Origin of the sequence: Wolbachia endosymbiont (group B) of Eupithecia inturbata (genome assembly GCF_964030915.1) — a bacterium.
GTDB lineage: Bacteria > Pseudomonadota > Alphaproteobacteria > Rickettsiales > Anaplasmataceae > Wolbachia.
Genome location: NZ_OZ034987.1, coordinates 1,153,874 through 1,180,648 on the forward strand (window position 1 = coordinate 1,153,874; position 26,775 = coordinate 1,180,648).

Genomic DNA, 26,775 nt, shown 5'->3' on the forward strand with positions numbered 1-26,775 from the left:
TAGTCAACGCATTTTCCATAGCGTAACTTGAGAGTCTAAAAGGACTGTTATTAACTTACAGAAAACCAAGCTTGCCTGAAACCACTTAATTGATTATAATCATAGGTTTTAAGGCAGTAAAATGACAGCTTTTTTTCCTTTGGTTATTTTTTTAATCTTATACCTTGGAAGTGGTGTCTATTTTTCCTTTATTGGAATTGATAATCCGCTTCGCCAAGTTTCACCGGTAATTTGCCTACTACCGGCGCTATTTTTTGCTGTTGCATGCAGTGCAGGTAAAATTCAACGTAACATCGATACTGTCATCGAGGGTATGGGCGATAAAAACACCCTTACTATGTGTTTAACTTTTCTATTTTCTGGAGCATTTTCTGTGGTGACTCAATCAATTGGTAGTGCAGATACTGTTGCTGATTTAATTCTCAATTTCCTTCCAGCAAGATTACTACTGCCTGGAGTATTTTTGGCTTCCGCTTTTATATCAACTGCAATTGGTACGTCTATGGGAGTTGTTGTATTAATGGTACCAATAGCTGTTAACTTAGCAAAAAGTGGGGCTTTTGGTCTTGAAATAGGAACTGCAACTGTAGTTGGAGGTGCCGTATTTGGTGATAATCTTTCAATGATATCTGACACTACTATTGCATCTGTTTCTTCACAGGGGGCCACGATAAAGGATAAACTTAAAGTGAATTCTAAAGTAGCATTTGTTGCCAGCATTATAACGCTTGTCTATCTGGCAATTATGGCAGATAGTACAAAAATTATTCCTACATCAAATTTAGATTATTTATCAGTAATAAAGATTATTCCTTATATTTCTTTAATAATCATGGGGTTATTTGAAGTTACTACTTTAGTAACAATAACTATAAATATAATTGTTGCTAGTGTATTAGGGATGACTTTTTTTGACTATACTATCATTCAACTCTCTCATGACATATATGACGGTTTCAAAAAAGTAAACGAGATAGTGATATTTGCTCTATTTATTGGCGGATTGAGTCATATAATGTACAAGCAGGGTCAAAAGGCATTACACAAACTGATCGATGAAAGCAATATCACAAAAACTAAAGCTGAATTTGTAATAGCGGTCATAGCATCTATGTTTACTGTTTTAGTTGCTAATAATACCATTGCTATTTTATTAAGTGGCGATATTGCAAAAAGGCTCGCGCAAAAGCATAATATTCCGTCATACCGTAGTGCATACTTGTTAGACATTTTTGCTTGCGTTACAAAAGGCATTTTGCCTTATGGTTCCCAGCTGCTGCTAGCAGGTAGCATTGCTTCTGTCTCACCTATTTCTTTGTTAACACAAGTTTATTACTGCTTTATTTTAGCAGCAGTTACAGTAGGTGAAATAATCATCAATGGCAGACGTTGCGCGGCTACAACTTAATGTACGAAGATTTCTCTTCATATTACATTTTTGTGCCCATAAGAAACGAGTTGCCATTTTCATCAGCTACTTGGATAATAGATATATTCACAAAATTGTTCCATTTTTCTCAATAGATTTTGGTTTTCTTTTCCCCTTATTAGCAGAGCATAAAACTTAGCTTTTTAATAAATCTCATTTTAACTCCAATACACTAACTATGAAACAATCTATATTGCCATCAAAAACGGAATTTATATTGCCAACTTCATGTCCAGTCCTTAAATCCTTTACCATTTGATACGGATGCATAACATACGATCTGATCTGACTGCCCCAACCTATATCGCATTTCTTGCCATATTCTTCGGCCATTTTTTGTTCTTTTTTTTCCAATTCAATTTGATATAAACGTCCTTTAAGTAGTTTAAGTGCTTCATCTTTATTTTTATGTTGAGAACGACCATTTTGGCATTGAGCTACAACGCCTGTTGGAATATGCGTAATACGTACCGCGCTTTCAGTCTTATTTACATGCTGACCACCTGCTCCAGAAGCACGGTAAGTGTCGATCTTTAAATCCTTTTCATCCACAACAATATCTATTGAATCTTCAATCACTGGAGTTACTCCTACACTTGCAAAACTGGTATGACGTTTACCATTTGCATCAAATGGTGATATTCTAACCAATCTATGAACTCCACTTTCGCTTTTTGCCCACCCGTAAGCTTTTTCTCCGATGATCTTTATTGTTGTAGATTTTATACCAACTGCATCACCATCTAATTTTTCTACAACTTCAACTTTAAAATTGTGATAAATTTCTGCCCATCTTGTATACATGCGCATGAGCATCTCAGTCCAATCATTGCTCTCTGTTCCACCGGCTCCTGAGTGGATTTCTAAAAAGCAGTTATTGTTATCTGCTTCACCAGTAAATAAGGATTCTGTCTCTTTAAGTTTGATTAATTTCTCTAGCTTTACTAACTCACCTTTAACTTCAGAAAAAAATTCTTCATCATTCTCATCAATAGCAGATTTCATCAAGCTGATAGAATCGTTGTAATCGCTTTCTAGCTTTGAAAACGATTCTATTTCATGCTTAATTTTAGAGCGTTCTTTTAAAATCTCTTGTGCTTTTTGATTGTCTTGCCACAGATTATCATTCGACGCTTGAGAATCCAGCTCTTCAAGACGCAACTTCAATTTTTCTATGTCAAAGACACCTCCTGATAAGAGAAATACTTTTATTTAAGCCTTGAAAGTATTCAAGGATTTCTGGATGGGTTTTCATTATACTTTAGACTTTAATATATTTATTATCACTAACAATAACAGCAAACAAAATAGAAATTTAACCATATAATAGTTAATTCAAAATAATTTTATTATACTTGAATGTTCAATAAAATCAAGTGTGTATATTTATTAAAAAAATAAGGTAAAGTAATGAATATTAAAACAAGTTCTCATTATGGTTTAGACAAAAAGGCTATTGATGATTTAATAGAGTCTCTCGATAATCAAGAATTAGAGAATGTTCGTAATATTGTAAAAACGATAGATAGCGTTCAGTTAGCTTATTTTTTATCTACTTCGATCAGTGATCACAGGGAGAAATTAGTTAATATCCTCGATCAACATTTGTTAAGTGATGCCTTAGTACATGTAGTACCAGATTTACAAGTAGAGATCATAGAAATATTGGGAATAGAAAATACAGCAAAGTTACTAATGCTTCTTGATATAGAAGACATAGTAGCTATAGTGAAAGATTTAGATAGAAAGTCTATAGAAAATATACTTAACTACTTACCCAATGCAACTCAAAAATTAGTAGAGGAATTGTTATCATACCCAGAAGAAAGTGCAGGAAGGTTGATACATAAAAATATGGTTATAGCTCCATATTATTGGACGATAAATCAGCTAATGGAATTCTTGCGCAACTATAAAAAAATACCAGAAACATTTTATCAAATTTTCATCATTAACTCAAAATTAGAACCCATAGGCATTTTCAACTTAAATAAGGTAATATCTCACTCAGGAGAAACAATAATAAAAGAGATAATGAGTCAAGATATAAAAATAATTAAAACTGGAATGGACCAAGAAGAAGTAGCAAGAATATTTAAAGATTACGCTCTATTATCAGCTCCAGTAGTAAATAAGAATGGTAAAATTATAGGTGTAATCCTTATTGAAGATGTAATCAAAATTGTTCAACAAGAAGCAGAAGAGGATGTGCTTAAAATAAGCGGTGTATCTTCTAAATCTGATATAAATGCCCCTATACATAAAACTATAATTAAAAGACTACCTTGGTTACTGTTTAACCTCTTAGCTGCAACAATATGTTCTATAGTAGTTGGCTTTTTCGATAACGTAATACAAAGTTTTATAGTACTGCCAATAATTATGCCAATCATTGCATCGATGAGCGGAAATGCAGGATCCCAAACAGTAACACTAACTATCCGGGCAATCGCAACAAAATATCTAACTGAGCAAAATGCAAAAAGAATACTGATGAAAGAATTTTTAATAGGTCTTATAAACGGGGTGATCTTATCTACTATTTCATTAGTAGTGTTAGCAATAAGGTTTCACAATGTCAAAGTGGAGATGATTTTTGTGGTCTCCATGATTATGATGTCAATTATTGCAACGTTCATCGGAACTTTCATTCCTATAATGCTTCATCGTTTAAGATCCGATCCTGCTGTTTCGTCTTCAATCTTAACATTAGCAACAACTGATATTCTCTCAGCTCTTATATTTTTTGGTCTAGCCACGATCTTTTTATTAAATAGCTGAATCTTGCTATATAAAAAAATTGCTTTACAAGCTTTACCGTCCACGTTATCATTACTCATAGATGCATTGAAGAAGAAAAATAACAGTCGATAAAGAAATAAAAGTACATGAAACTGAGCTGCTTTAGTTTTAAAATAAAAACTAAAATAAGATGCTAAAGTATGCAAAAAAATTCTTGCTTTGCTAGATCTTTTTAGCTACAATGCAGTCTAACGTAATGAAAACATGGGGTGTGAGTTAGATGCATTGTATTATGTATATCACTCAGAAAGCAATTCTCGATTTTTTAAGAATATATCTATTTTAGTCAGAAGTCAAAAGAAAAGCACACTGTTACTCAGCAATTAAAGTTACTTAGGATTACCGTAAGGTTTCTACAGCAAATTGGTTTGGTACAGCTGCATAAGAATCAAATGTTGAAATCAATCTTCAGAAAAGAGGTTTACGACAAAACAATCAAAATATGAATATTAAAATATAGGCGGCTTTATGTTAGGTAAAGAAAATATAGGAGAACAAGTAGCAGATAATCAAATGGATTATGTAGATGCTGGATCAGCAATAGTTGATTATGAAAATATATTATCTAGTGAAGAACTTCAGTGTGGACGAAGTCAGGAGAGCCCTAGAGTAACAAGATCTTCATCTATAGGCAGCAGTAGTACATCGACTGATGATGAAGAAATGTTTAGCTGTATAAGCATTACAAGTGATGAAATAGTGAAAAAAGCAACTTTTTTTGTTAAGACTTTTGTTAAAGAATTCGAGGAAAAACTATCTGAATGTTCTAAAGAAGCAAAACCAGGTTCAAAAGTACGTAAAACAGGTAAAGTAGTAGCTAAGGTTGTATCAACTGTGGGTAATTATATTCCACCAAGTGTGGAGAAAGTAGGTACTTCTCAAGTTATGGAGTGTGTGAGTTTTGTTTCTACAAACCAACATAGGAAAAAAGCAAAAATATTTTCTACAATAGTTGCGCCTTCAGAAGGTAACTTAAGAAAGATTTTAATAGAAGCTGGCTTGGAAATTTTTCAAAGTTTTGAGAAGCAATTCACTAAAATTGTGGATACTAATCAGTTGTCTTGTAATAGGGGGATTGAGAAGTTAGCAATGGATACTGTATCCAGAGTAATAAATTACACTACATCTTGCAACGAGAAAGGAGAATTTCCCAATCTTCACATAACTAAAGGTGTTATTTTAGGTAAATCAAAAAGAAAGTACCCGTTTACTACACGTACTGGACATCAAGTAAAAGATAAACAAAGTGGTGAAATGTTGATGACTTCAGAGTTATATGAAAAGGTGGGAATAGAGAAAGCAGAGGGTGAGATTATTAAGTATTATCAATTGAAGGAGCATGACTTTGCTGAAAAATACGGCTATCGGCTTCCCTTTACGTGGGAATTAGAAAATTGGGAAGAGTTAGAACAAAAATATGTACTTAGTGCAACATCTAAAAAAAGAGAGTATGTGCGTATTTTAGATGAGGAAAAAAAGAAAGGATTGGCTAGTAGTATATTAAAAGAGATCAATGAAAACGATTCAGCAAAAAAAAAGGATATACAAGAACTGCGTGAAGAAATCAGAAATTTACGAATACTTCATGAAAAAGAAGGTAAAAATACATTTTCCTTTAATTTGGGCTATTTACCAAAATTCTTTATAAAAAGAGAAGTGATGTTAGACGAATTAAAAAAGAAGTTAGATAGTAAAAATCAAGAAGTAGAACTGTCACGAATGGTCTTGATTAATGGAGAATATGGAACAGGAAAAAGTGAATTAGCTAGAAGCTACGCATATAGTAAGGAGAGTAATATTTGGACAAAAGTTATATGGATAAATGCTAAAACATATGACACTCTTTTCAATTCATTTCGTAATTTAGCTAAAGAATTAGAAATTCCTACAGAAAATGATAATGATATGGATTTTAATGTTGTTCGAGATAGAGAAATAGAATCTATTGTCCAGGATGTATACCAGTATTTTCGAGACGTAAAAAGTCTTTTCATCTTTGATAACACCAGTAAGTATAAGGAGATCGAAAAATTTTTACCATCCTATTTTCCTAATTTGTTTTTTCATGGAGAAAAGCCTTACGTTTTAATTACTTCTCGTAGCAAGAATTGGGAAAAAGAAATAGAAAAGACACAGTTGAATGATGGATTTTCTCTAGGAGAAGCTATAACATTTATTGAAAGGGCCTTAGGGATAAAAGATAAATTAGAGAATCGCTATCTAGTAGAGTTAGCAGAAGCGTTGAATTATCTACCATTAGCTTTGGTGCAAGGAGCAGCATATATAAAACAAGAAAAGATTAGTATTAGCGAATATCTAAAACGCTATAATGAAGCAATACAAAAATCAAATCCTGATCTTTTGGAAGCATTAGGTATCACCAAAGAATTATTTACAACTTTGAAGCTTAACCTTAATAAAATAAGAAGAGAAAAAAATGTTGGGCAGCAATCGCATGATATTGTATCATATATGGCTTACTTGGATCCCAATCAAATTGATATAGAAGAAATTTTCCTCCAGAAGAAATCAGAAAAAGGTAAGCAACAAGTTTTGGATGCTCTTAATCTACTCAATAAGTTTTCAGTGATTGAGCTAGAGGAGTCAATAGCAAGAGTTCATAAAGGGATACAAAAAACAGTAAGAGTAGAGAAAGAACGAACAGGAATAGAAGAAGAAACTTTAAGAGAAATGATGACATCATTTTGCCTTACGAATCCAAATCACGTTAAGTCTGTTTGGAGTCATGCAAGTAAATATAGTAGATTAGTTAATGAATTTATTGATTCTATTTATGATGGAGGTACTATCTTACATTTGCTAGCCAAAGATGGTAATGAAAAGGTTATTAAGCTGATATTAGAGAAAATATATCCTGATAAATTAAGTAAAGTTATTAATGCTATTGATGAAAAGAATTTTACTTCTTTAGATTATGCTATCATACATGGTCACTTAGGTACTGTTCAGCATCTTGTAAGGAAAGGGGGTGATGTAAATCTAAATAACACAAAAGGTATGAATCCTTTGCACTTTGCTGCCGTATATGGTCACTTAGATATTGCTAAATACCTTGTAGCGCAAGGGGCTATAATAAAATCATTAAACAAAGATAGTATGTGTCCTTTGCACTTTGCTGCTATATATGGTCACTTAGATATTATTAAATACCTTGTAGAGGAAGGAGCTAGTATAAATATAAAGGATAAAAATAACATGCGTCCTTTGCACTTTGCTGTTATATATGGTAGATTGGATATTGTGAAATATCTTGTAGAGAAAAGAGCTAATATAAATCTACGTAGCAAAGAAGGTGAGAGTCCTTTGCACTTTGCTGTTATGCATGGTCAGTTAGATATTGTTGAATACCTTATAGAGAAAGGAGCTAGTATAGATAGACAAGATGAAAAAAATATGAGTCTTTTGGACTATGTTATTGTATATTCTAACTCAGAAGAAATTATTTATTATCTTGAAGATATGCACTTAGCTCCAGACTTAAAAACACAATCACATAAAAGAAACCTAGAGACATTTGATGAACATACACTACCTAAAAAAAGAAAAGGGAATGTTCAAAAAAGTGTGTCAAAGCGAATTTTTAGTTCAACTCAATTTTTAACCTATCAGGAAAAAAGATATCAAGTTGAGATATAGTTAGAGCCCAATTAGGCAAAGCCATAGCCCATTTTTGCTCTATCTTTTTTATAGCACAATATACCAATTTGTACAAGGCATTTGTACTGGTAAATGAACCTTGGTTTTGGGAATGTTCAAAAAAGTGTGTCAAACCGAGAAATAAAAATAAAATAGAAACAAAAAATAGAGGTTTGATATATGAGTTACAAAATAGAAAATGGAACGACTGGCCTGGTAGATTACAAAGAGCTGGAAGCAAATATACTGTCATCAATAAGGGAAGGTAAACCATTGATGGGGAGAGATGGAGCATTAACACCATTTGTAAAAAGGCTGCTGGAAGCAAGTCTAGAAGGTGAAATAGAGCATCATTTATCCAATGAAAGAGAAGAAAAGAATCGAAGAAACGGAAAGAATGGCAAAACTTTGAAGACGAGTATTTGAACTATTGACACCAAGAGATAGAGAGGGAAGTTTCGAACCACAGATAGTGAAAAAAAGGCAAACAAGCTTACATCCAGAACTTGAAACAAAGGTCTTGAACATGTTTGCAAGCGGTGTGGGATACAGGGATATAGCATCCTATGTGGAAGAAATCTATGACCATAAAATATCTGCAGCAGAGATATCTGGAATTACAGATAAATTACTGCCTATAATCAATGAATGGAGGAGTCGTCCCCTACAATCAGTATACCCGATAGTATTTATGGATGGGATGTTTTTTAAGGTCAAAGAGAATGGACATTGCATAAGTAAATGCATGTACAATATATTAGGAATAGACCAAAATGGCAGAAAAGAAGTACTGGGTTTTTACTTAGCAGAAAGTGAGGGAGCTAACTTCTGGCTAGGCGTATTAAATGACTTAAAAGAGAGAGGAGTAGAAGACATTTTGATAGCTTGTGTTGACGGTCTGAAAAGCTTCCCTACAGCTATAAATAGCGTATTTCCCAATGCTGAGGTACAGTTATGCATTGTGCACCAAATAAGAAATTCACTAAAATACGTATCCAGCAAAGATATAAAAGTTTTTATGAATGATTTGAAAAAAATATACCGTGCTACAAGTAGAGAAATCGCCGAAAATTATTTACTTGAACTGGAGGAAAAATGGGGTGAAAAATATCCTTTAGTCATAAAATCGTGGCAAAACAATTGGGAAAATTTGTCTAGTTATTTTAAGTATTCTGGCCCTGTTAGAAGGCTAATTTATACCACCAATCCAATTGAGGGGTTGCACAGACAAATCAGAAAATTTACTAAAACCAAAGGTTCATTTACCAGTACAAATGCCTTGTACAAATTGGTATATTGTGCTATAAAAAAGATAGAGCAAAAATGGGCTATGGCTTTGCCTAATTGGGCTCTAACTATATCTCAACTTGATATCTTTTTTCCTGATAGGTTAAAAATTGAGTTGAACTAAAAATTCGCTTTGACACACTTTTTTGAACATTCCCTGTAAGTCTCTCCAACTACTACCAACCTGCTTCTTTCTTTTCCTTACTGCCTCATCTATCAGTGGTGATAACCCACCTTTGTAACGTAGCATTTTGCTCCCCTTATACTCATCATTTCTTCCAAATCTCGATAGCTCAAAGAGAATCGACATTTCATGTATACAGATAACATCCGCTGAAAAGCTAAATCCTTTGAAATATGGCAACAATTTTTGATTGATACGAAACATCTTTGCTTTTTTTTTAGACAATTATATCATTCTTCTTTCTACTTCCCTACAAATGCGACAGAACCCTTTGTAGTACTCTCTCAATTTCTTCTGTAAGTTTTTTACCATTATTCATAAAATATACTCCTCGTTAATAACAAATTGTTTTTAATTATTTACTGCTGTTTTTTATCAGCATTGGCATAAGGCCATAGCTTTCGAGTGAAGTCAAATCAATTTTTCAATCTTTTTTACTTATTTTTTCATCAAGAAATTAAGATATTAACAGATGCTTATTTTATCTAATTGAAAATTAATTCTTTATGTAAAAGAAGTTGTTACTATTTTAGAAATAACATCAGTAGAAAAACCTAACTTGAGTAAATTATTTGCAACTTTCATTTCCTCTACTTTATCAATCTTCTCTTTGTAAATTTGCTTTCTTTGCAATAAAAATTCTACCCATATATTCAGTTCATCTAGTGATTCTTGATTATCAATTTTTCTATATTCTCTTGCCCAACTTAATAATTCATTTTCTGCTTCACCATCTTTGCAATCATTTTCTTTATATTCCTTTATCAAATCTTCAACATCCACTGATAATTCTCTTGCTATTTCCCATAACCTTTCACTTAAAATCGTAACACTCCCTTGCTCGTAGTGATGTATCTGTGAAGGTCCTATATTAAGCTTTTTTGCTAATTCTTCTTGCGTATAGCCTCTTCCATCAACTATGTTTTTTAAAAAATTTTTTATTTGTGTAATTCTGTAACTTTGTTCAATCATGTGGACAATAAAAACCCGTGTGTCATAGAAATAAAATTTTATATCAAACAGCTGCCATAATAATTTCTGTTTAGCTAATGAATATGTGCTTTAAGTCTGTGTAGACGCACATATTCATTAGCCAATTTCAGTCACCGTTGTGAGAGTATGCAAATTAATTGCTTCTTTAAGTCTTGCATTAGCAATTACTATGATTTTCCGCATTAGAGCTGTTATAGCTACCATTTTCTTCTTACCACTTTCAACAAGCTTAGAATAAAAGGCACCAAGTACAGATTTGGACCTTGCAGCAGACATGGCAGCTGTAAAAAGCTTTTTACGGACATTACTTCTACCACCTATAATCCTTCGATAACCAACAGCTTTACCACTTTCCCTAGGATGAGGTGCAACTCCAGCAAGACTTGCTACTTCCCTTCTGTTTAAGTAACCAAGCTCCGGTATTAAACACAGAAAATCTTGTGATAACTTTTTACCTATTCCAGGAACTGTTTTAAGGATTTTTTGATGTTCTTGTAACTCATGACTTTCATCAATGATTCTTTGTATAGTATTATTTAGTTCATCTATTTGGCCATTAAAAAATTCAATAGTTTTTTGACAACTTTCTCTTATATGGTCGTTTTCAGGTGCTTCCAGTCTACATTTTTCCTGAGTTCTCATTTGCGTGATGTCATCACGACGTTGACAAAGTGCAACTAAGGTTGATTGTTTTTCAGAAGTAGGTACAAATAGAGAGAGAGTTCTATGGCGTTCAAATCCATATTGAGCAAGAGCTCTTGCATCTGATTTATCGGATTTTGCTAAAGTTCCGTGAGATAAAATAAAACTTTTTACTTTACGGGTATTAGCTCGATGTACGGTGATATTCTTGTCAATAAGAAAATGTGACAAACCAAGCTCATATTTTCCTGTATTTTCTAAAGTCACTAAAGAATTAGGTAAGATATCTGAGAACTTTTGACACAATTGTTGCCAACCAGAAGTATTATTGTCAAATTCAACAGCATTCTTCTGCTTGTGAACTGCAACAACATTCTTGAATTTTCCGATGTCAATACCAATAAAATTTTGATAAGATCTAACCATTATAACCTCGATAGTTTTATTAATTTAAGATTGTAAACGGGTGCATATATATGTCCCACACAACTATTCAAACGTATCGAGAGATGGGCTAGTGTACCTTGATGGAAACGGTTGTAATACCAACTTTTTTTCGGTCGCACACGCCCGTGATAGCTCTATTCCTATAGTGAGTAGGGCTATCTTTCCCTCTTATCTCTTTTATATCACATTTTTAACTTACAACTTTTTTATCTCTTGTCCTCTGTTTGGCTCGTATCTCTCTTTATCAGCATATTCTTCGGTTGATAAGCCTGTTGCTTGATAGATAATCTCAGTATCAAGCCCTACCTTAACTAGATCCTTTGCAATTTTTATTCTTGCTGCTTTTATATTACTTTCTTCCTCAGTTCGGATAGATTTGGTTAATGCATAAATTGCTTTGCGTCCTTCTATTCTTTTGTATTTTTCTATGAAATTATACATTTCCTGGATCTTAGCTTTGTCAAAACAACTGCTTTCTTTTAGTACTTTTCGCCCAGGAAAGAGATTTCTAATAGGAATTGATAACGCTTCGGCTATAACTTTTAGCTTTTCAGTTGGAATGCCGCATGTTCCTTGCTCGTATCTTAGCAGTGTATGATAATTTATGTTTGCTTTGCCTACTAAATCTTTTAGAGTATATTTTCTCTTTAACCTCCAGCTCCTTACCTTTTGTGCTATCTGATACCTTATCGAGATATTTGCCATAAATATTATATAGGTTAATACTATCAAATAAAGATATACAAAAACTTCTATGTTTGCATTTTAGTTGAATATTTCTTCACAATTGTGTATAATTATTAATGCTTTCTAGGTTAACTTATCATGGCTCTTTCCAAGTTTCTTGATCCGAAATTAGATTTAACATTTAAGAAAATCTTCGGTACTGAAAAAAATAAGAATATCCTTATCCATTTTTTGAATGATATTTTGGGATTTACTGAAATAAATACTATACAAGATGTCGAATTCCTTAGCACCATTATGGATCCTGAAATTGCCTCTGATAAGCAGAGTATTGTTGATGTTCTGTGCAAGGACTCTCAAGGTTCAAGATACATTATAGAGATGGTGCGACCTGAAAGTCTTCGGTCATATTGTTTAAAAGGAGAGGAATTCATTCAGAAAGAAACTGAAAGGATTCTAAAACTTATTAAACCAGATGTTTTGCCGTCTGAGTCTACGCATCAGTGCGAATCGGGCAACCGGTTGGTGCCAAGCGATGCGGACAATGAACCTCCTCTTGAAAAAGAAGATGCTCAATCGTGAGAGGGGCATAAACTGCAAGCATCATGTGGTTGGAGGGCTAGGCTAGTGGTATGGTGAACGTAAGTGAAGCTTTATAAGTACCGATACGATGAAAGAGCTAAAGATGCTGATAAGCTCTGACCAAAAGGTAATGTGGATAAGTTACATTTTTCATTTCTAGATGTACGCAAATAATAACTCCACCGGTATAGAGAAGCCACCTAACCCACTATTGTATGACTGGAGAAACAGGGTAAGCCTGTATTTTCGCCTACATGGCAAGCAAACCGCAAGGAATGCTGATGGAAGTGCAGGTAAAGGAGAATGGAGAAAGCGAATGCCATTTTGTAACGAAATGGATAGAATTTGTAACATTAATTCGCGTGAAAACGAGCAGACTTCCGTTTGGTCCCTCGTGACAAGAAACTTTGTTAACCACTTAAGGTAGGAAAGCAGATGATTACAAGTAAACCTGTAAGTGCATCTACCAAAAGCTTTGAAGCATGGAAGCAGTTGCCATGGAAGAACTGCCAGAAAGTTATTGTGAGGCTACAAAGACGTATTGTTAAGGCTGTCCAAGAAGGAAGATGGGGTAAGGTAAAAACTTTACAACATCTTCTCACACGCTCTTTTAGCGGAAAAGCTTTGGCTGTTAAGAGAGTAACTGAAAACCAAGGAAAAAAACACAGCGGGTGTAGATCGTCAACTATGGTCAACTTGCAATGCTAAATTTCAAGGAATAAAGCAGTTAAAGCAAAGAGGATATAAACCTTCTCCGCTAAAACGGATTTATATCAGTAAATCTAATGGCAAAAGAAGACCTCTTGGAATACCCACGATAAAAGATAGAGCCATGCAAGCATTATATCTGTTTGCTCTGGAACCGATAGCTGAAACGATCAGTGATCGTCACTCCTATGGCTTTAGACCTAAAAACCTCAGTTGCGGATTAGCCAACGAAGTAAAGCTTAGAAATGCAGGGCTTTTTCGGCTGCATGGAATATGAAACAAGCGTAGAAAAAATGTGTACCAAAAAATTTATCGGTGATCTATGTCTTGTATGCTCAATCTCAAAGTTGTTTTTCAGAGAGCCAAAAACTGTCTCAATAATCGATCTTTTTCTTAACAAAATCTTCTCATTTAGCGCCATTAATGAGTTTTTCATACCCTTTTTTATACTGGTTACAAGCTTTAACCCTCTATCGAATAATTCGTGAAAAAGATCTTTTTTGATATATCCTTTATCTCCAAACAATAATCCAGTCAATTTCTGAGTTAAATTTGGCACAGGTTTTCTATCATCAATGTTGCCTTTTGTCACCGTAACCCCTTGAATTTCGCCAGCTTCGTTGATTACTAGATGTAGTTTAAAACCGAAAAACCACCCATAGGTAGTCTTTCCAATCTTTGCCAACCCTTTGAAAACTTTATTTCTCGAGGTCCTTTTTGGATGGCAAACAGCGATAGATGTTGCATCTATGTACGAAATCCCTGTCACTTTTGACTGTTCGCAAAACCATTGCATTAAGAGCACTAAATACCATAAAACCCTAGATTTTAGCCTAATAAACCTACTATAGGATGGCAATTTTGGAAACGCTGATTCGTATAATAATTTCAAATAATGCACATAGAAAATTTTAAAATTGTCGCACTTGGATTGGTGATATAGCAATATTATGGTAAGAATCTCTGAATGCGTAATCTCTGGCGTCCTGGTTGGTTTTTTGCTACTTGGTAGAAGTTTTTCTGCAAAATTCTTGTCAACTGAATTGCAAAAATCGTCGATCAGGCAAAATAATTCTGTTATATTTTCATTCATTGGTAACCTCTCTATTTTGTAAATAATTTTCCGAGGTTACCCTATTTTCCTGGCTTTTTCACTGATTTCTAATCCGCAACTGGGGTTAAAAGATCCTGTGCAGATGCTACAGTAGCTTGTCATTTGTTACTGGCAAGTCGTAATCAACTACAATGGATACTTGAAGGTGATATCAAAGGATGCTTTGACAACATTAATCATGAATGGCTTATGAAGCATATTCCTATGGAGAAAAAAATTCTGCATAGTTGGTTAAAAGCTGGCTTCCTAGAATCAAAAACTCTGTATCCCACAACTGCAGGTACCCCGCAAGGTGGTATAATTTCTCCAATACTAGCCAATTTAGCCTTAAACGGACTTGAAAAGTTATTGGAAAGTCGATTTGGTAAACTCGGCAGTAGAAAAAGAAACAAAATCAGAAGTGGAGTGAATGTAATCAGATACGCAGACGACTTTATTATTTCAGGTTTCACACATGAAGTACTGGAAAAGGAAGTTAAGCCTTTAGTATCATCTTTTCTTCATGAGCGAGGTTTAATTCTGTCAGAAGAGAAGACAAAGATTACATCTATCACAACAGGGTTTGACTTTCTTGGTTGTAATGTACGTAGATATAATAAGAAGTTAATTATTAAACCTTCGAAAGAAAGTATTAAAAGACTTCTTAATAAAGCACGTACATTGATAAAAGCAAATATAGCGAACACTCAGGCTATAGTAATTAAGTCACTCAACTCTCTACTGAGAGGATGGGGAAATTACTATCACCATGTGTGTGCTAAAAAAGCGTTTAGAAAGATCGACAATGAAATTTGGCATAGTTTATGGAAATGGGCAAAGAAAAGACATCCTCGTAAAGGATTACGTTGGATAAAGAATCGTTACTTCAAAGTAATGGGTCAACGCCAATGGGTTTTTGCTGCACCCATATGCAAGAACAAACCAAAAGAGATACGGTATTTAAGACTGCTTAAGCTGATTGATATACCTATCAGACGACATGTTAAAATCAGAGCGGATGCAAATCCCCTTGACTTAAAATGGAAAAAGTATTTTGATGAGAGAGTGAAACGAACAAGAATGTTAGCAAGCTCTTTCTCAAGAGAAGGTTCTCTACTGTTGGTGTCACCATTAAGAATGATGTTTCCTGAGGAATCATGAAGGACAAGCCGGTTCTAGAAAAGAAGAACTTAGATAAGGGGCTCAAGCGTAGTGTGGGGAAACCTGCATGCTGCGTTTCTAAGGGAGGGGGTAGTAGTAATACTGCTTCCTTACCTGACCAAGTAAATTTTTATGCAAAAATTATTATCAAAAAGTAGTAATGTAAGAGGCTTTACGTGCAATTAAATTTATTTAGCAATAATCAAGTTGATTATTGCTGGCAAAACTATATCACCTTAGACGAAAATAAGCACGTATATAACTCAATAGTTAACGATTTATCTTGGAAATGCCTGATTCTTTTTGGACCTAACAGCTCTGGAAAAACTCACCTTGCTCATATTTGGCAATCAATAAACAATGCAATTTTTATCAATGTGAATAATTTTGTAAGCGAAATTAGGTATAGCGATGCGTTTATTTTAGAGGATGTACAAAACATTAAAGATGAGGAAATGTTGTTACATTGTTATAATTATATGAAAGAAAATGATAAGAGACTGCTAATCACTTCTTCAATTTCACCAAAAAAGCTTAACTTCAAACTAAGAGATTTAAGCTCCCGAATATTGTCAACTACCAGCGTAAAAATTTTGCCTGCAAGCGAGGAATTATTAAGAATTATGCTAATAAAACGATTTTCAGATAAACAGTTAAAAATTGATTTAAAAGTGATTAATTATATTCTAGCAAGAATAGAACGTTCTTTCCACAGCATTAATAAAATTATAGAAAAAATAGATAGTGAATCCATAGGATCAAATGTAACCATTCCTTTTATTAACACTTTATTAAAAAAAAGTCCCAAGTGATTCCTTCTGCTGCAAGACATTTGTTATATATATTAAAGATTTATTAATACCCATACAATAATGAAGTTGAAATCACTATCTCTTTATGTTAAAATTATAATAAATGCTATGATGTAATAAGCATAAACAGACATAGCTAAGGGATATTTTATATGATAGTAAAACTTACTTTACAGGATGTTTTTTATAGATTTGATGTTATAATTGAAATATGGTAAAAATAAGATCAAATTTAAAAAAAAGGTTAAAACAAAGGTTTGTAGTACTTACTTTATTGATAAATGTTTTATTTATCTCATATTTTCTTATAAAAAATACAAAAAATACTTTCAATCAAATTATAGTCAAAGAAATAAATATAGGAGCTGATAATGAAAAATAAACAACCACAAAATAAAAAAGAGGATCTTTACATAACGTATTACATAGATACTTTGGTTTCCGAAAAATCCTCTACACAAAATACTTTGGAAAGTTATCGTTCAGATTTACACCAACTTGAAAAATTTTTATTAGAAGGAGGCACTACCTTAGTTGGTGCAAGTAAAGCTAATATTAAAGATTATGTAAACTTTTTACGTACACAAAAGAAATATAAAACTAGCTCTATATCAAGAAAAATATCTGCTATCAAAAATTTCTATAAGTGCCTATTTAATGATGGAATAATAGATTTTAATCCAGCACCGGCTAATGATAATGAATTAAGAAATCCAAAGGTTTCCCGTCCTTTGCCTAAGTATTTAAGTGTTCAAGAAATATTTTTGCTCATGGAAACAGTAAAAAAATCAGCAAGCGGATCGAATAAAGAGATAAGCAGTAAAAGGCTATGTGCAATTTTAGATATTCTTTACTCTTCCGGGATGCGTGTTTCTGAACTAATCAATATGAAGTTATGTGAAGTATCACATTTAGTAAACAGTAATGGTAAGGAAGGCTACATAATAATAAAGGGAAAAAGTGGCAGAGAAAGGCAAATCTTTTTTAATCAACAAGCATTGCAAAGCCTTAAAGATTATTTATCAATTAGTGACAATCTGCTCCCTAACAACAAAAAATCTGATTGGCTATTCCCAGGTGATAAACCTAATAAACCAATTACAAGGCAAAGAGTTGGTCAATTAATAAAGGAATTAGCAAGAAAGTGCGATATTGATGAAAATAAAATCTCTCCACATGTGATTAGGCATTCTCTTGCTACCCATCTACTGAATAGCGGAGCAAATATTGTGCTGATACAAAAAATTCTTGGCCATACTAATCTTTCTACAACACAAATATATACTCATATTGCTAACGAAAAGTTAAAGGACAAATTAGCTGATTCTCATCCTATTACTCAGATGATCAATAATTAAACTTATTGCTTTTAGTTTTGTAGTAAAGTTAAATTCAAATAAGTTTACGTGTGTTTGTGATTGCAAGTTTATTATTTAATTTACTCCTTATATTATGGGAAGTATTCTATACTTTAATTACTCTCCCTGTAATTTTCTTTCCTGAGTGTGTAATAACCATTTTCCTTGTTTGCTCGGTGAGAGTTGTATTATTCATGTTGCGTTTATTATGTGGCATTAAATATGAAGTGAGGGGAATGGAAAACATTCCTAAGCAACCTTTTATAATTGCATCTAAACACCAATCTCCATTTGAAACATTTATTTTTATACTACTCTTTAGAAAAGCAGTTTTTATTTTAAAACGTGAATTGAAATGGATTCCATTCATTGGTTTGCATCTCATGGCATTAAAAATGATTTTTATTAACCGCTCAGATGGTATTAGTTCTGTGCGTCATATCATGAAATTAGCAAAAGTGTGTATAAAAGAAAATAGAGGCATAATAATATTTCCTGAAGGTACAAGAACAACTATAAACCAAAATATAAAATATCAATCGGGTATTGCTGCTTTATATAGCGTATTATCTGTTCCTGTGTTACCGATTGCTTTAAACACTGGTTTGTTTTGGCCAAAAAGCATACTTTCTCTGAGAAAGAATCCCGGAAAGGCGGTAATAGAAATATTACCTCCCATATATCCTGGGTTAAACAAAAATGAATTCTTGCAAAGTTTAGAAAAAATCATTGAAGAAAGAAGTAGTAGATTAATTGCAGAAAAAACTGATATTGCAAATTAACAAAAAAACTTTATAATTAAAAGAAAAGTACAGGTATTAATATATGGCAAATCATAAGAGTGCTAAAAAAATGATGAAGGTAATAGCAAAGCGTACTTTAGTAAATAAGATGCGAAAAAGCAAAACTCGTACTGCTATTAGAAGATTAGTTGATATAATCAAGTCTGGTGATAAAGAGAATGTTGTCTTGGCATTTCGGAATGCTGAATCCAATTTACATAAATGTGTAAATAAAGGTGTCATTCATAGGAATACCGCTGCGCGTAAAATAAGTCGCTTAAATGCAAAAGTAAAAGCATTGATGACCGCTTAATACGGTTAATGTAAAGTTAGCTGTATTAATTATACTCTTCAGTTTGTATATTCTGTATAAAATTAAGTAGCTTAAGTGATGGATAAAAAAGCATTATTGGAACTAAGTAATGGGTCAAAAATTGATCTACCCGTATTAAATGGAACAGTAGGTCCTGGCGTGTTAAATATCAAGGATTTATATAAGAAGACAGGATTATTCACTTACGATCCAGGGTTTGTTTCTACAGCTTCATGCTCTTCTACAATTACATTCATTGATGGAGATGAAGGAGTTCTTAAATATAGGGGACATAATATAGCTGATTTGGCAGAGAATAATAATTTTACTGCTGTGATTTATTTATTGCTCTATGGTGAATTACCCAGTTCAGAGCAACACAAAAAATTTCTTCTCAAAATACAAGAATCATCCAAAGTATCAGAGCAAGTTACAAATGTAATCAAAGCATTTCCAAAAACTGCTCACCCTATGTCGATTTTAGTTGCATGTTTTGCAAATTTGTCAGCGTCTTACCATGAAATGCATGGCAACAATGTCAATGGTGAAGATTTAGATTTTGGAATTTCTGCAATAGCAAAAGTTCCTGCAATTGTTGCAATGATTTATAGACATATCAACAATCAGGAATTCATAAATGCTAATAATAAATTAAGTTATAGTGAGAATTTCTTAAATATGATATTTGGCAGTGCTGTTAATAATACCCTTTTTGTAAAAGCTCTGGATAAAATATTTACTCTTCATGCTGATCATGAACAGAATGCTTCTACAGCAGCTGTCAGATTGGTAGGGTCAGCTGGTTCTAATCTATTTGCAAGCCTGTCTGCAGGAGTTGCTACACTTTGGGGTCCAGCACACGGTGGAGCTAATGAGGCAGTTATAAATATGCTAAAAGAGATAGAGCAAAGTGGAGATGTAGATAGATTCATTGAGAAAGCTAAAGATGATAAAGATCCATTTAAGCTAATGGGATTTGGACATCGTGTTTATAAAAACTATGATCCGCGCGCGCTTATATTAAAGGATGCTTGTCATGAGATTTTAAGCAAACTAGAGCAAAACAATAAATTACTTAAAATTGCAAAAAAACTTGAAGAAATATCTTTAAAGGATGAGTATTTCATTACACGTAAGTTGTATCCAAATGTTGATTTTTACTCAGGTATAATAATGAATGCTATCGGTATCCCTTCAAGTATGTTTACACCCATTTTTGCACTTGCAAGAACCACTGGTTGGGTTGCCCAGTGGTATGAAATGGTAAACGATAAAGAAACCAAGATTTGTAGGCCAAGGCAGCTATACCTTGGCAAATAAACTTTCATTCACAATTCGTCCTCAAATAGTCTAATTTTCTTTAGCTATAAAATACAGCAAATTGATTTTTTACTAGTTGATGTCTGCTTTTTTGCAGAACATTGGTCAGGCTGTGATATAGAAGGTTGGTTAAATGTTGTTTTGGGCTTATTAAAAGAAGATCGTGCTGAAGAAGGGCCAAAGCCACTATCTTTAGCCGAAGCATCATCCCCACCTTTACCTTCACCATAGTAGTCGGGCCTAAGGAATTTGCTTGAGTTTTTAGCATGTGATTTACCTATAACTGAATTCTTAGGTGAATCACCAAAACCACTATCTGCACTTGGTCCATCCGTCCCTACTTTTTCTTCAGAAGGGGCAAGAGTTTGTGGTTTCATAGCTGGCACACGCGCAGGATCAATGGACAGTTTATAATCCTCATTGATTACAGAGCTCTCTATGATCTTATCCATCACGCAGTAAGCAATGTCTCGGTTAAAAAAGTCTATTGCATATATTCGTCCGTCACCATATGTTGGCAGACCTCTTTCTGCAATATCATCTTTTACATCACGCAATACTTTTGTACCACCAAACACCTTATTATTAATATGATCAACTTCTTTTTCATTTAAAAACTCTATGTAATTATCATAATCAATAACAGGAGCCAAAATTGAATACTCATCTTCACTTTCTTTATGGGAAGTATGCCACATAGAATCAATTGGTAGGTGCGGTAGTGCCTTACAAATTAAATCAACAATTGCGAACTTCAGAGTTTTATTCATTTCATCCTCGGTATTTGGATTATCATCCTCGGTATTTGGAGTATCAAAACAACGGCATGTCAGAGATACTATATGCTTTACTATGTCTTTAACAAGCTTAGGATTATCAAAAATGCTTTTCTTTAGATATACATAATTTCCTTTCTCTTCTAAAAAATCCTTAGTTTTTTTAGGACCATTTTCATAACCTGTTATCCTCGATGAGAGCAAATCTACAAAAGAACGTTGCAAATTTCTATCAACACACTCCGCACCATATAGATAAGATCCCTTATCAAAGACTTCATCAATTATATTATAATCTACATACTTTTCTATCTCCTTCTCTATATCATTTGGTAGCTCCTCAAAACCTAGTTCCGATTTTTTGTCTTCTTTTTTTTTGCTCTTTAATAAGATCTGTTGCAAATCGCGCGATTTCATTGGCTAGTAAAAACTTTAGATTAGAAACCACCTCTTTCCTCATTGGCACCAAAAATTTATTACCTTCAGGCAATTTCTTTTGGTAAGAGTTAAAAGGAAAAAACTCTGTATAAAAACAATCATCACTAATAGTGTCATCAGAATGCCTTTTTTTCCTGTCATCCCAGTCTGGGATGGCTTTGTTGCATCACACTTTATGAGATGGTGATTTATGGTAAATTCATGTAACTATCTCAAATTTATCCACACCAATATCAGTGAATTTATTAAGCAAATAGCATTTAGTTCTTTTTCTCAATTTATCTCAGATTTATTCCTAAAACTAAATCCGAATATTTGCTTTAATCTTGAGAAAAACCCTTCAATATAAGATCTTTTCCCATAATTTACTTCTTTTTCCATTCTTTCATGCCATCTTCACCGTATAATTTTTTAACCTAATAGCAGCATTCCTGTCAGACATATAATCTATTTTTGAATGTTCTGCTGCATCCTTTTTTGGTAGAACTTTTGTTTTTATATCGTATTTCTTACACAATTTATAAAGTTTTTGCCTATCGTATGCCCTATCTGCATATAATGCTTTTATTTTGTGCTGAAAATTAACTTCTTCAAGCAAATCGCAAGTGGTCAGAGTAGACACCGTTACTGTATTTTACAGCTATGGCTTTTTTGTTGTTTATATTTAACATTACGTGCAATTTTCTCGTTTGCTCATAGCCACTCTGTCAGTGCTATTTTCCTTGCTGTGTGTCGTTGTATATACTAATTCCTGTACTGTCTATAGCAATTTCGATATCTTCTATATTATTTTCTGCAATCATTTATCTTAATATTAAGTTTTTTTTGATGCTTGTGAATAGCTGCAAATCTCTTCCTATTTGTTGCAAATACCCTTTTATAAACCCGACTTGTTTGTCTTAAACCAATTCTAAAGAAACTGACGATTATATGCACTAAAATCACAACTTTATCACTATAAATATAGTTGCCACCCTGCATTTTTGGACAATTCTCGTACCAATTTTCTATGGCGTCATTGATATAACAAAAAATGCTTCCTCTTTCTTGGAGAAATTTGTTATATTCATGGCAGTTACTGACTCTCATTTTTTGTGGCATATTTTTTCTTCAACAGTTAAATGGCTATTTATAATGAATTTTGTCAGTAACTGCCAGTTCTTTTCACTTGAGCGATGCAACAAAGCCATCCCAGTGTCACGCACTGAAATGACACCCTTCCGGTGGGGATTGCTCTCAGACTACAATGTTCGTACAGTTGTACTGGGATTCAAGTATAAAAATATTTGGAAATTATACAATGGACAATGGATTCTAGGAGTATATGTTAAAAGTAATGTCCATAATGAAATAAGCTAGATTCCAATGTCACGTACTGGAATGACAACATATAGGTATTGGAATAACAAAAGAGGAATATTATGATTTTATATCATTTTCCTCTTTGTCCGTTTTCACGAAAAGTTAGAGCTCTTCTCAAGGAAAAAAAGCTGAGTTGTGATTTGGTATATGAAAATCCATGGGAAAAGCGGAATGAATTCATGGAGATCAATCCAATCGGACAAGTACCAGTATTAATAGATAATAACTTTGTAATAGCGGATAGTAATGCCATTTGTGAATATATAGAAGAGACTTACAATAGCGACGTCAAATTACTTGGTTCATCCACTATTATTAAGTCTAAAATACGCGCTTTAATCAATTGGTTCGATAGCAAATTTTACAATGAAGTTACTAAGTATATTATGAATGAAAAAGTAATTACTAACCGCAGCCCTGACTCTAGATTTCTTCATGCAGCTCAGAATAACCTGCCTTGCCATATGGAATACATCGAACACTTAATTAACAAGAACGTTTGGCTTGCAACCGATAAGTTCACTTTAGCCGATATTACTTTAGCATCACATATTTCTATAATAGACTACGTAAATAGTTTCCCATGGGAAAAAAGTAAGATTTTAAAAGAATGGTACTCCATTGTTAAATCAAGGCCTTGTTTTCGCGAAATATTATTAGAGAGAGTTTTTGGCTTAACTCCCCCTAGACATTACGCTGACCTTGATTTTTAACTTGCGTTAGTTTTAAAGCTACAGTCATTCCTTCGTCAGTAGGAATCAATATGGAGAAATATTTTTTTTCATCTGACAATCTATCATTAAACTCTCTCATAGCATGCCATGACTTTTCTGATACTGACCTTACCCAGAAAAAGTAGACAGAAAGTTAAGACGTTTTTGCTATGAGAATGATGAATCAAAAAGCTCAGGAATGCAATAGTTAATAGTAGAATGTCTACGCTGTTTATTATAAAAAATTTCTATATATTCAAATATTGCGGTTTTAGCTTGTTGTGCAGAGTGTTGTGAAGTATCAATGAGTAACTCTCTCTTAAGTGAACTAAAAAAGCTCTCTGAAACAGCATTATCATAACAACAACCTTTGTGACTCATACTAGAAGTAATATTTTTTGTACTTAGTAAAAATTGATAATTTTTAGAGGTGTATTGCGATCCTTGATCGCTATGAAATAGTAGATTTTTAGCAGATTTGCGCCTACCAATAGCCATGAATAACGCATCTATAACTAATTGCCTATTTACTGCATTACTCATTGACCAGCCAATCACCATGCGTGAATATAAATCTATTATTGCTGCCAAATATAACCATCCTTCATTAGTTTTTATGTACGTAATATCAGTTACCCATATCTTGTTAGGTTGATCAGCGATGAAATTCTGATTTAATATGTTAGGAGTTATAACTCTATTGTCTATTTGTGGTTTTTTACTTTTAAACTTTCGTCTAAGCTTAGCTTGAATGCCATTTTTCTGCATAACATTTTGCACTGTTTTGATGTTATAATTTTTACCTAAAGCCTTTAATTCAGCGTGAATTTTAGGAGCTCCGTATCTGCATTGTGATGCTCGATATACCTTCTGAATATCTTGTATGAGCTCTTCTCTTATTGATTTTTTGTTGTTTTTTTCCTTAGTAATCCATTTATAATAACCACAAGCAGATACGTTCAAAAATCTGCATAATTCCCGTATTTTATAGCAGTTTTCATGTTCTTTTATAAAAGAATATTTTACTCTTTTTGGTTTGCAAAATATCCCAGGGCTTTTTTTAAAATGTCTCTTTCCCTCGTTACTCTTGCCAGCTCTTTCTTTAAATCAAACTTTTCTTTGTCACAATGAGCTACTTTCCCTTTTCCTGGAAACGCATCTACTCCAGACATTCTATCATTGTATGTTTTTACCCATCTGCTTAATGAATCACCGCTAATACCCAAATCTCTTGCTATTTTTGCTGATGATTGACCTGTTTCTTTTACTAGTCTTATAGCTTCAATTTTGAATTCTGCTGTATATTCTTTTCTTTTTGTCATACCACACCTCTTTGAAAAAACGTTTTATTTTACTTCAAAAACGTCTTAACTTTCTGTCTACTTTTTCTGGGTAAGGTCATACTTCTTTTGGAGGAGATTCTAAAAATACTGTATCAAATAATAGAGTGTTATCTGCAACGATTAGCCCATCTTGTTTAATGTATGACTCTGCCCAATCTAAATACTTAGGATAACTACTTTTATCAGCATCGATGAATATCATGTCAAATGGTGCCTTTGCTGATAATTCATTAATTTTTTCCAGTGCATCACCTTCTATTAGAGTAATTTTATCACTTAGATTAAAAGCACTAAAATTTTTTTTTGCTATTCTTGAGTGTTGAGGATTATTTTCTATTGTATATATATGACCATCTTTCGGTAAAGCTTTTACCATACAAATTGACGAATAACCATATAACGTGCCAATTTCAACTATGCTTTTAACTTTATGGATTTTGATAAATAAATTTAATAATTTTCCTTCTTCAGGAGTGATTTGAATACGTTGTTTCTTATCAAGAGTACAATGTTCTTCTATTTTTTTATACTCTTTTGCAAATAAGCTTCTTATGTACAACGATTTTCTGCTAAAGTTATGACGCATTAAGTTTTATAATATAAACTAAGGAGGTTTAATCTATATAAGATTTATAAATATAACAATAGGGTTAAGAATAATAAAATTTTTTATTTTAAGTTGTTATTTTATAAAGTAAAATTTTAAGTGACAAAGATTATTATATATTTTACTATAGTTAACTAGTATAATAACCAATTGTTATACTAGAATTAAGGGATCGTTTATTTACATCTCTCTTATAAAATGTAATTTTTATAATCAATTAGAGGGGGTTATATGTCTTATAACATTGCTAACGAAGTTGAAACGTTAAGCAAGAAGTCTAATAATAATGAAGGAGTGAAATTACTGCACAATCCAGCTTATCGCGAGAAGTACAAAGAACGCTTTAACGAAGCTCAGAAAAAAGTTATGGATATGGTCCAATTTTATGATGGAACGATAGTATTAATAGAGAATAAAATTGCTATGTATTATTATGCTTGGCACAGTAAAAAAAGAGAGTTTGAGCGTAAAAAGCAACAAACAGTATCAAAAAATAATGATTCAGCATAGGGTTTTTATATGGTAAGCTACAGTGTTATTACTTCACTATAGCTTTTCCATATAACTCATCTATTACATTAGTGAAGTATTCCAGCTCTCTATACCCTTCATGTTTGATTTTACCATTCTCTACATATGATTTGTCATCGTTAAGCTTGATGATGAATACAGGAGTAGCTGTGATATCAAGTTTATTAATTGCAAGTGATTTATCATTTATAATTTTGTCCATCATCTTTTTATCATTAATGCATTGGTTAAATACATCTTGCTTCAAATTGCTTAGTGCAGCAATTTTTTGTAGTATAGTTAAATCACTAAAATTAGAGTAGTTCCACGAGTCTATTGCATTAAACACAGCTTTGTTAAAATTAAAATAGTCTTCTTCTTTTTCATAGCAATAACTTAGCATTGCAGCTTTTAATCCTCTGTAATCTAGAGGAAAATGACGGAATATGTATAACATCTTACCTGTATCTATGTACTTTTCTTTGATTTTAGGAAAAACTTTCTTATGAAAAAGAGAACAGTGATAACAAGTGAGCGAAGCATATTCTATCATTAAAATTGGTGCTTTTGGATCACCTAATAATTTATCATCAGGCAGTAGTGACAGTAGTTCTTTTGATGTTATTTCATCAGTTTTTTGAGTGTTGGGTAAGTTTTGTTCAATAGCTGCATAATAACTAACACTTATAAAAATAAGTAAGAACAATAATCTAAAAATCATTACAATGGAAACACTTAACTTATTAAAGAATTTATGCATTTATATAAA

General features: G+C 32.9%; 22 protein-coding genes and 7 pseudogenes. 15 read left to right on the forward strand and 14 right to left on the reverse strand.

Annotated elements, in window-relative coordinates; all coding sequences use genetic code 11:
* The first annotated feature begins 121 nt into the window (after window positions 1-121).
* The gene (locus ACQH21_RS05455; RefSeq protein WP_425384042.1) at window positions 122-1,408 is read left to right on the forward strand and encodes a Na+/H+ antiporter NhaC family protein; all 1,287 of its coding nucleotides are present in this window, start codon (window positions 122-124) and stop codon (window positions 1,406-1,408) included.
* Window positions 1,409-1,582: 174 nt separating this feature from the next.
* On the opposite strand, the gene prfB is transcribed toward ACQH21_RS05455, so the two are convergent.
* Window positions 1,583-2,684 (reverse strand): peptide chain release factor 2 gene (gene prfB, locus ACQH21_RS05460; RefSeq protein WP_230440360.1). Its coding sequence is split into 2 segments (ribosomal slippage): window positions 1,583-2,617 and window positions 2,619-2,684, totalling 1,101 coding nucleotides; the frame shifts between segments, so codons are not numbered across the junction.
* A 155-nt stretch (window positions 2,685-2,839) separates the two neighbouring features.
* Here prfB and mgtE point away from each other — a divergent pair.
* Window positions 2,840-4,210, forward strand: a complete 1,371-nt coding sequence (gene mgtE, locus ACQH21_RS05465) for a magnesium transporter (protein WP_425384043.1) — start codon at window positions 2,840-2,842, stop codon at window positions 4,208-4,210.
* A 489-nt stretch (window positions 4,211-4,699) separates the two neighbouring features.
* A complete protein-coding gene (locus tag ACQH21_RS05470; RefSeq protein WP_425384044.1) occupies window positions 4,700-7,888 on the forward strand; it encodes an ankyrin repeat domain-containing protein in 3,189 nt (1,062 codons plus the stop codon).
* Here ACQH21_RS05470 and ACQH21_RS05475 read toward each other — a convergent pair.
* Window positions 7,833-8,000 (reverse strand): annotated as a pseudogene (locus ACQH21_RS05475) (IS256 family transposase); the annotation flags it as partial. The gene ACQH21_RS05470 and the pseudogene ACQH21_RS05475 sit on opposite strands and share 56 nt — an antisense overlap.
* A gap of 68 nt (window positions 8,001-8,068) precedes the next feature.
* Between ACQH21_RS05475 and ACQH21_RS05480 the strand changes: the two are divergent.
* Window positions 8,069-9,299, forward strand: a pseudogene (locus ACQH21_RS05480) (IS256 family transposase).
* A gap of 42 nt (window positions 9,300-9,341) precedes the next feature.
* Here the strand turns inward: ACQH21_RS05480 and ACQH21_RS05485 are convergent.
* The 4 genes and pseudogenes from ACQH21_RS05485 to ACQH21_RS05500 all read right to left on the reverse strand — a co-directional run.
* Window positions 9,342-9,563: pseudogene (locus tag ACQH21_RS05485) on the reverse strand (IS6 family transposase); the annotation flags it as partial.
* A 300-nt stretch (window positions 9,564-9,863) separates the two neighbouring features.
* Window positions 9,864-10,331, reverse strand: coding sequence for a helix-turn-helix domain-containing protein (locus ACQH21_RS05490; protein ID WP_425384045.1), 468 nt, complete (start codon window positions 10,329-10,331; stop codon window positions 9,864-9,866).
* A gap of 117 nt (window positions 10,332-10,448) precedes the next feature.
* Entirely contained in the window at window positions 10,449-11,420 is a 972-nt protein-coding gene (locus ACQH21_RS05495; RefSeq protein ID WP_425384015.1) for an IS110 family transposase, read from the reverse strand.
* A 216-nt stretch (window positions 11,421-11,636) separates the two neighbouring features.
* Complete coding sequence (locus ACQH21_RS05500) at window positions 11,637-12,146, reverse strand: helix-turn-helix domain-containing protein (RefSeq protein WP_425384046.1); 510 nt, start codon at window positions 12,144-12,146, stop codon at window positions 11,637-11,639.
* 120 nt (window positions 12,147-12,266) lie between these two features.
* Here ACQH21_RS05500 and ACQH21_RS05505 point away from each other — a divergent pair.
* A pseudogene (locus ACQH21_RS05505) lies at window positions 12,267-12,512 on the forward strand (PD-(D/E)XK nuclease family transposase); the annotation flags it as partial.
* 633 nt (window positions 12,513-13,145) lie between these two features.
* Window positions 13,146-13,418 (forward strand): reverse transcriptase N-terminal domain-containing protein, encoded by a 273-nt coding sequence (locus ACQH21_RS05510; RefSeq protein ID WP_425384047.1) that lies wholly within the window; start codon window positions 13,146-13,148, stop codon window positions 13,416-13,418.
* A 220-nt stretch (window positions 13,419-13,638) separates the two neighbouring features.
* Here the strand turns inward: ACQH21_RS05510 and ACQH21_RS05515 are convergent, their stop codons facing one another.
* Complete coding sequence (locus ACQH21_RS05515) at window positions 13,639-14,511, reverse strand: IS982 family transposase (RefSeq protein WP_425383942.1); 873 nt, start codon at window positions 14,509-14,511, stop codon at window positions 13,639-13,641.
* A 123-nt stretch (window positions 14,512-14,634) separates the two neighbouring features.
* Here ACQH21_RS05515 and ACQH21_RS05520 point away from each other — a divergent pair, with 123 nt between their 5' ends.
* From ACQH21_RS05520 to ACQH21_RS05550, 7 genes are all read left to right on the forward strand, one after another.
* Complete coding sequence (locus ACQH21_RS05520) at window positions 14,635-15,672, forward strand: reverse transcriptase domain-containing protein (RefSeq protein ID WP_425384048.1); 1,038 nt, start codon at window positions 14,635-14,637, stop codon at window positions 15,670-15,672.
* Window positions 15,669-15,830 (forward strand): hypothetical protein, encoded by a 162-nt coding sequence (locus tag ACQH21_RS05525; protein WP_012481963.1) that lies wholly within the window; start codon window positions 15,669-15,671, stop codon window positions 15,828-15,830. The genes ACQH21_RS05520 and ACQH21_RS05525 overlap by 4 nt, the downstream gene beginning before the upstream one ends.
* Before the next feature lie 18 nt (window positions 15,831-15,848).
* Complete coding sequence (locus ACQH21_RS05530; RefSeq protein WP_015588224.1) at window positions 15,849-16,484, forward strand: DnaA ATPase domain-containing protein; 636 nt, start codon at window positions 15,849-15,851, stop codon at window positions 16,482-16,484.
* Between the two features lie 371 nt (window positions 16,485-16,855).
* Complete coding sequence (locus tag ACQH21_RS05535) at window positions 16,856-17,842, forward strand: site-specific tyrosine recombinase (protein ID WP_425384049.1); 987 nt, start codon at window positions 16,856-16,858, stop codon at window positions 17,840-17,842.
* Window positions 17,843-17,898: 56 nt separating this feature from the next.
* Complete coding sequence (locus ACQH21_RS05540; protein ID WP_029237643.1) at window positions 17,899-18,624, forward strand: lysophospholipid acyltransferase family protein; 726 nt, start codon at window positions 17,899-17,901, stop codon at window positions 18,622-18,624.
* Between the two features lie 43 nt (window positions 18,625-18,667).
* Complete coding sequence (gene rpsT, locus ACQH21_RS05545) at window positions 18,668-18,937, forward strand: 30S ribosomal protein S20 (protein ID WP_007302369.1); 270 nt, start codon at window positions 18,668-18,670, stop codon at window positions 18,935-18,937.
* Window positions 18,938-19,015: 78 nt separating this feature from the next.
* A complete protein-coding gene (locus ACQH21_RS05550; protein ID WP_425384050.1) occupies window positions 19,016-20,257 on the forward strand; it encodes a citrate synthase in 1,242 nt (413 codons plus the stop codon).
* Between the two features lie 44 nt (window positions 20,258-20,301).
* Here ACQH21_RS05550 and ACQH21_RS05555 read toward each other — a convergent pair whose 3' ends face one another.
* The 3 genes from ACQH21_RS05555 to ACQH21_RS05565 all read right to left on the reverse strand — a co-directional run bounded on the left by ACQH21_RS05555 (window position 20,302) and on the right by ACQH21_RS05565 (window position 22,572).
* On the reverse strand, window positions 20,302-21,450 hold the full coding sequence (locus tag ACQH21_RS05555) for a hypothetical protein (RefSeq protein ID WP_425384051.1): 1,149 nt from the start codon (window positions 21,448-21,450) through the stop codon (window positions 20,302-20,304).
* 406 nt (window positions 21,451-21,856) lie between these two features.
* The gene (locus tag ACQH21_RS05560; RefSeq protein ID WP_425384052.1) at window positions 21,857-22,093 is read right to left on the reverse strand and encodes a transposase; all 237 of its coding nucleotides are present in this window, start codon (window positions 22,091-22,093) and stop codon (window positions 21,857-21,859) included.
* 164 nt (window positions 22,094-22,257) lie between these two features.
* Window positions 22,258-22,572 (reverse strand): transposase, encoded by a 315-nt coding sequence (locus tag ACQH21_RS05565; RefSeq protein WP_395461231.1) that lies wholly within the window; start codon window positions 22,570-22,572, stop codon window positions 22,258-22,260.
* Between the two features lie 320 nt (window positions 22,573-22,892).
* On the opposite strand from ACQH21_RS05565, the gene ACQH21_RS05570 reads away from it, so the two are divergent.
* Window positions 22,893-23,546 carry a glutathione S-transferase family protein gene (locus ACQH21_RS05570; RefSeq protein WP_010403901.1) on the forward strand — a complete coding sequence of 218 codons (654 nt, stop codon included), beginning with the start codon at window positions 22,893-22,895 and terminating at the stop codon, window positions 23,544-23,546.
* On the opposite strand, the pseudogene ACQH21_RS05575 reads toward ACQH21_RS05570, so the two are convergent.
* From ACQH21_RS05575 to ACQH21_RS05585, 3 pseudogenes are all read right to left on the reverse strand, one after another.
* Window positions 23,518-23,676, reverse strand: a pseudogene (locus ACQH21_RS05575) (O-methyltransferase); the annotation flags it as partial. The gene ACQH21_RS05570 and the pseudogene ACQH21_RS05575 sit on opposite strands and share 29 nt — an antisense overlap.
* 38 nt (window positions 23,677-23,714) lie before the next feature.
* Window positions 23,715-24,868: pseudogene (locus tag ACQH21_RS05580) on the reverse strand (IS3 family transposase).
* Between the two features lie 79 nt (window positions 24,869-24,947).
* A pseudogene (locus ACQH21_RS05585) lies at window positions 24,948-25,475 on the reverse strand (O-methyltransferase); the annotation flags it as partial.
* Between the two features lie 252 nt (window positions 25,476-25,727).
* Between ACQH21_RS05585 and ACQH21_RS05590 the strand changes: the two are divergent.
* The gene (locus tag ACQH21_RS05590; RefSeq protein ID WP_007302334.1) at window positions 25,728-26,006 is read left to right on the forward strand and encodes a DUF2671 domain-containing protein; all 279 of its coding nucleotides are present in this window, start codon (window positions 25,728-25,730) and stop codon (window positions 26,004-26,006) included.
* Between the two features lie 28 nt (window positions 26,007-26,034).
* Here ACQH21_RS05590 and ACQH21_RS05595 read toward each other — a convergent pair whose 3' ends face one another.
* The gene (locus ACQH21_RS05595) at window positions 26,035-26,766 is read right to left on the reverse strand and encodes a thioredoxin domain-containing protein (protein ID WP_425384053.1); all 732 of its coding nucleotides are present in this window, start codon (window positions 26,764-26,766) and stop codon (window positions 26,035-26,037) included.
* Window positions 26,767-26,775 lie beyond the last annotated feature (9 nt).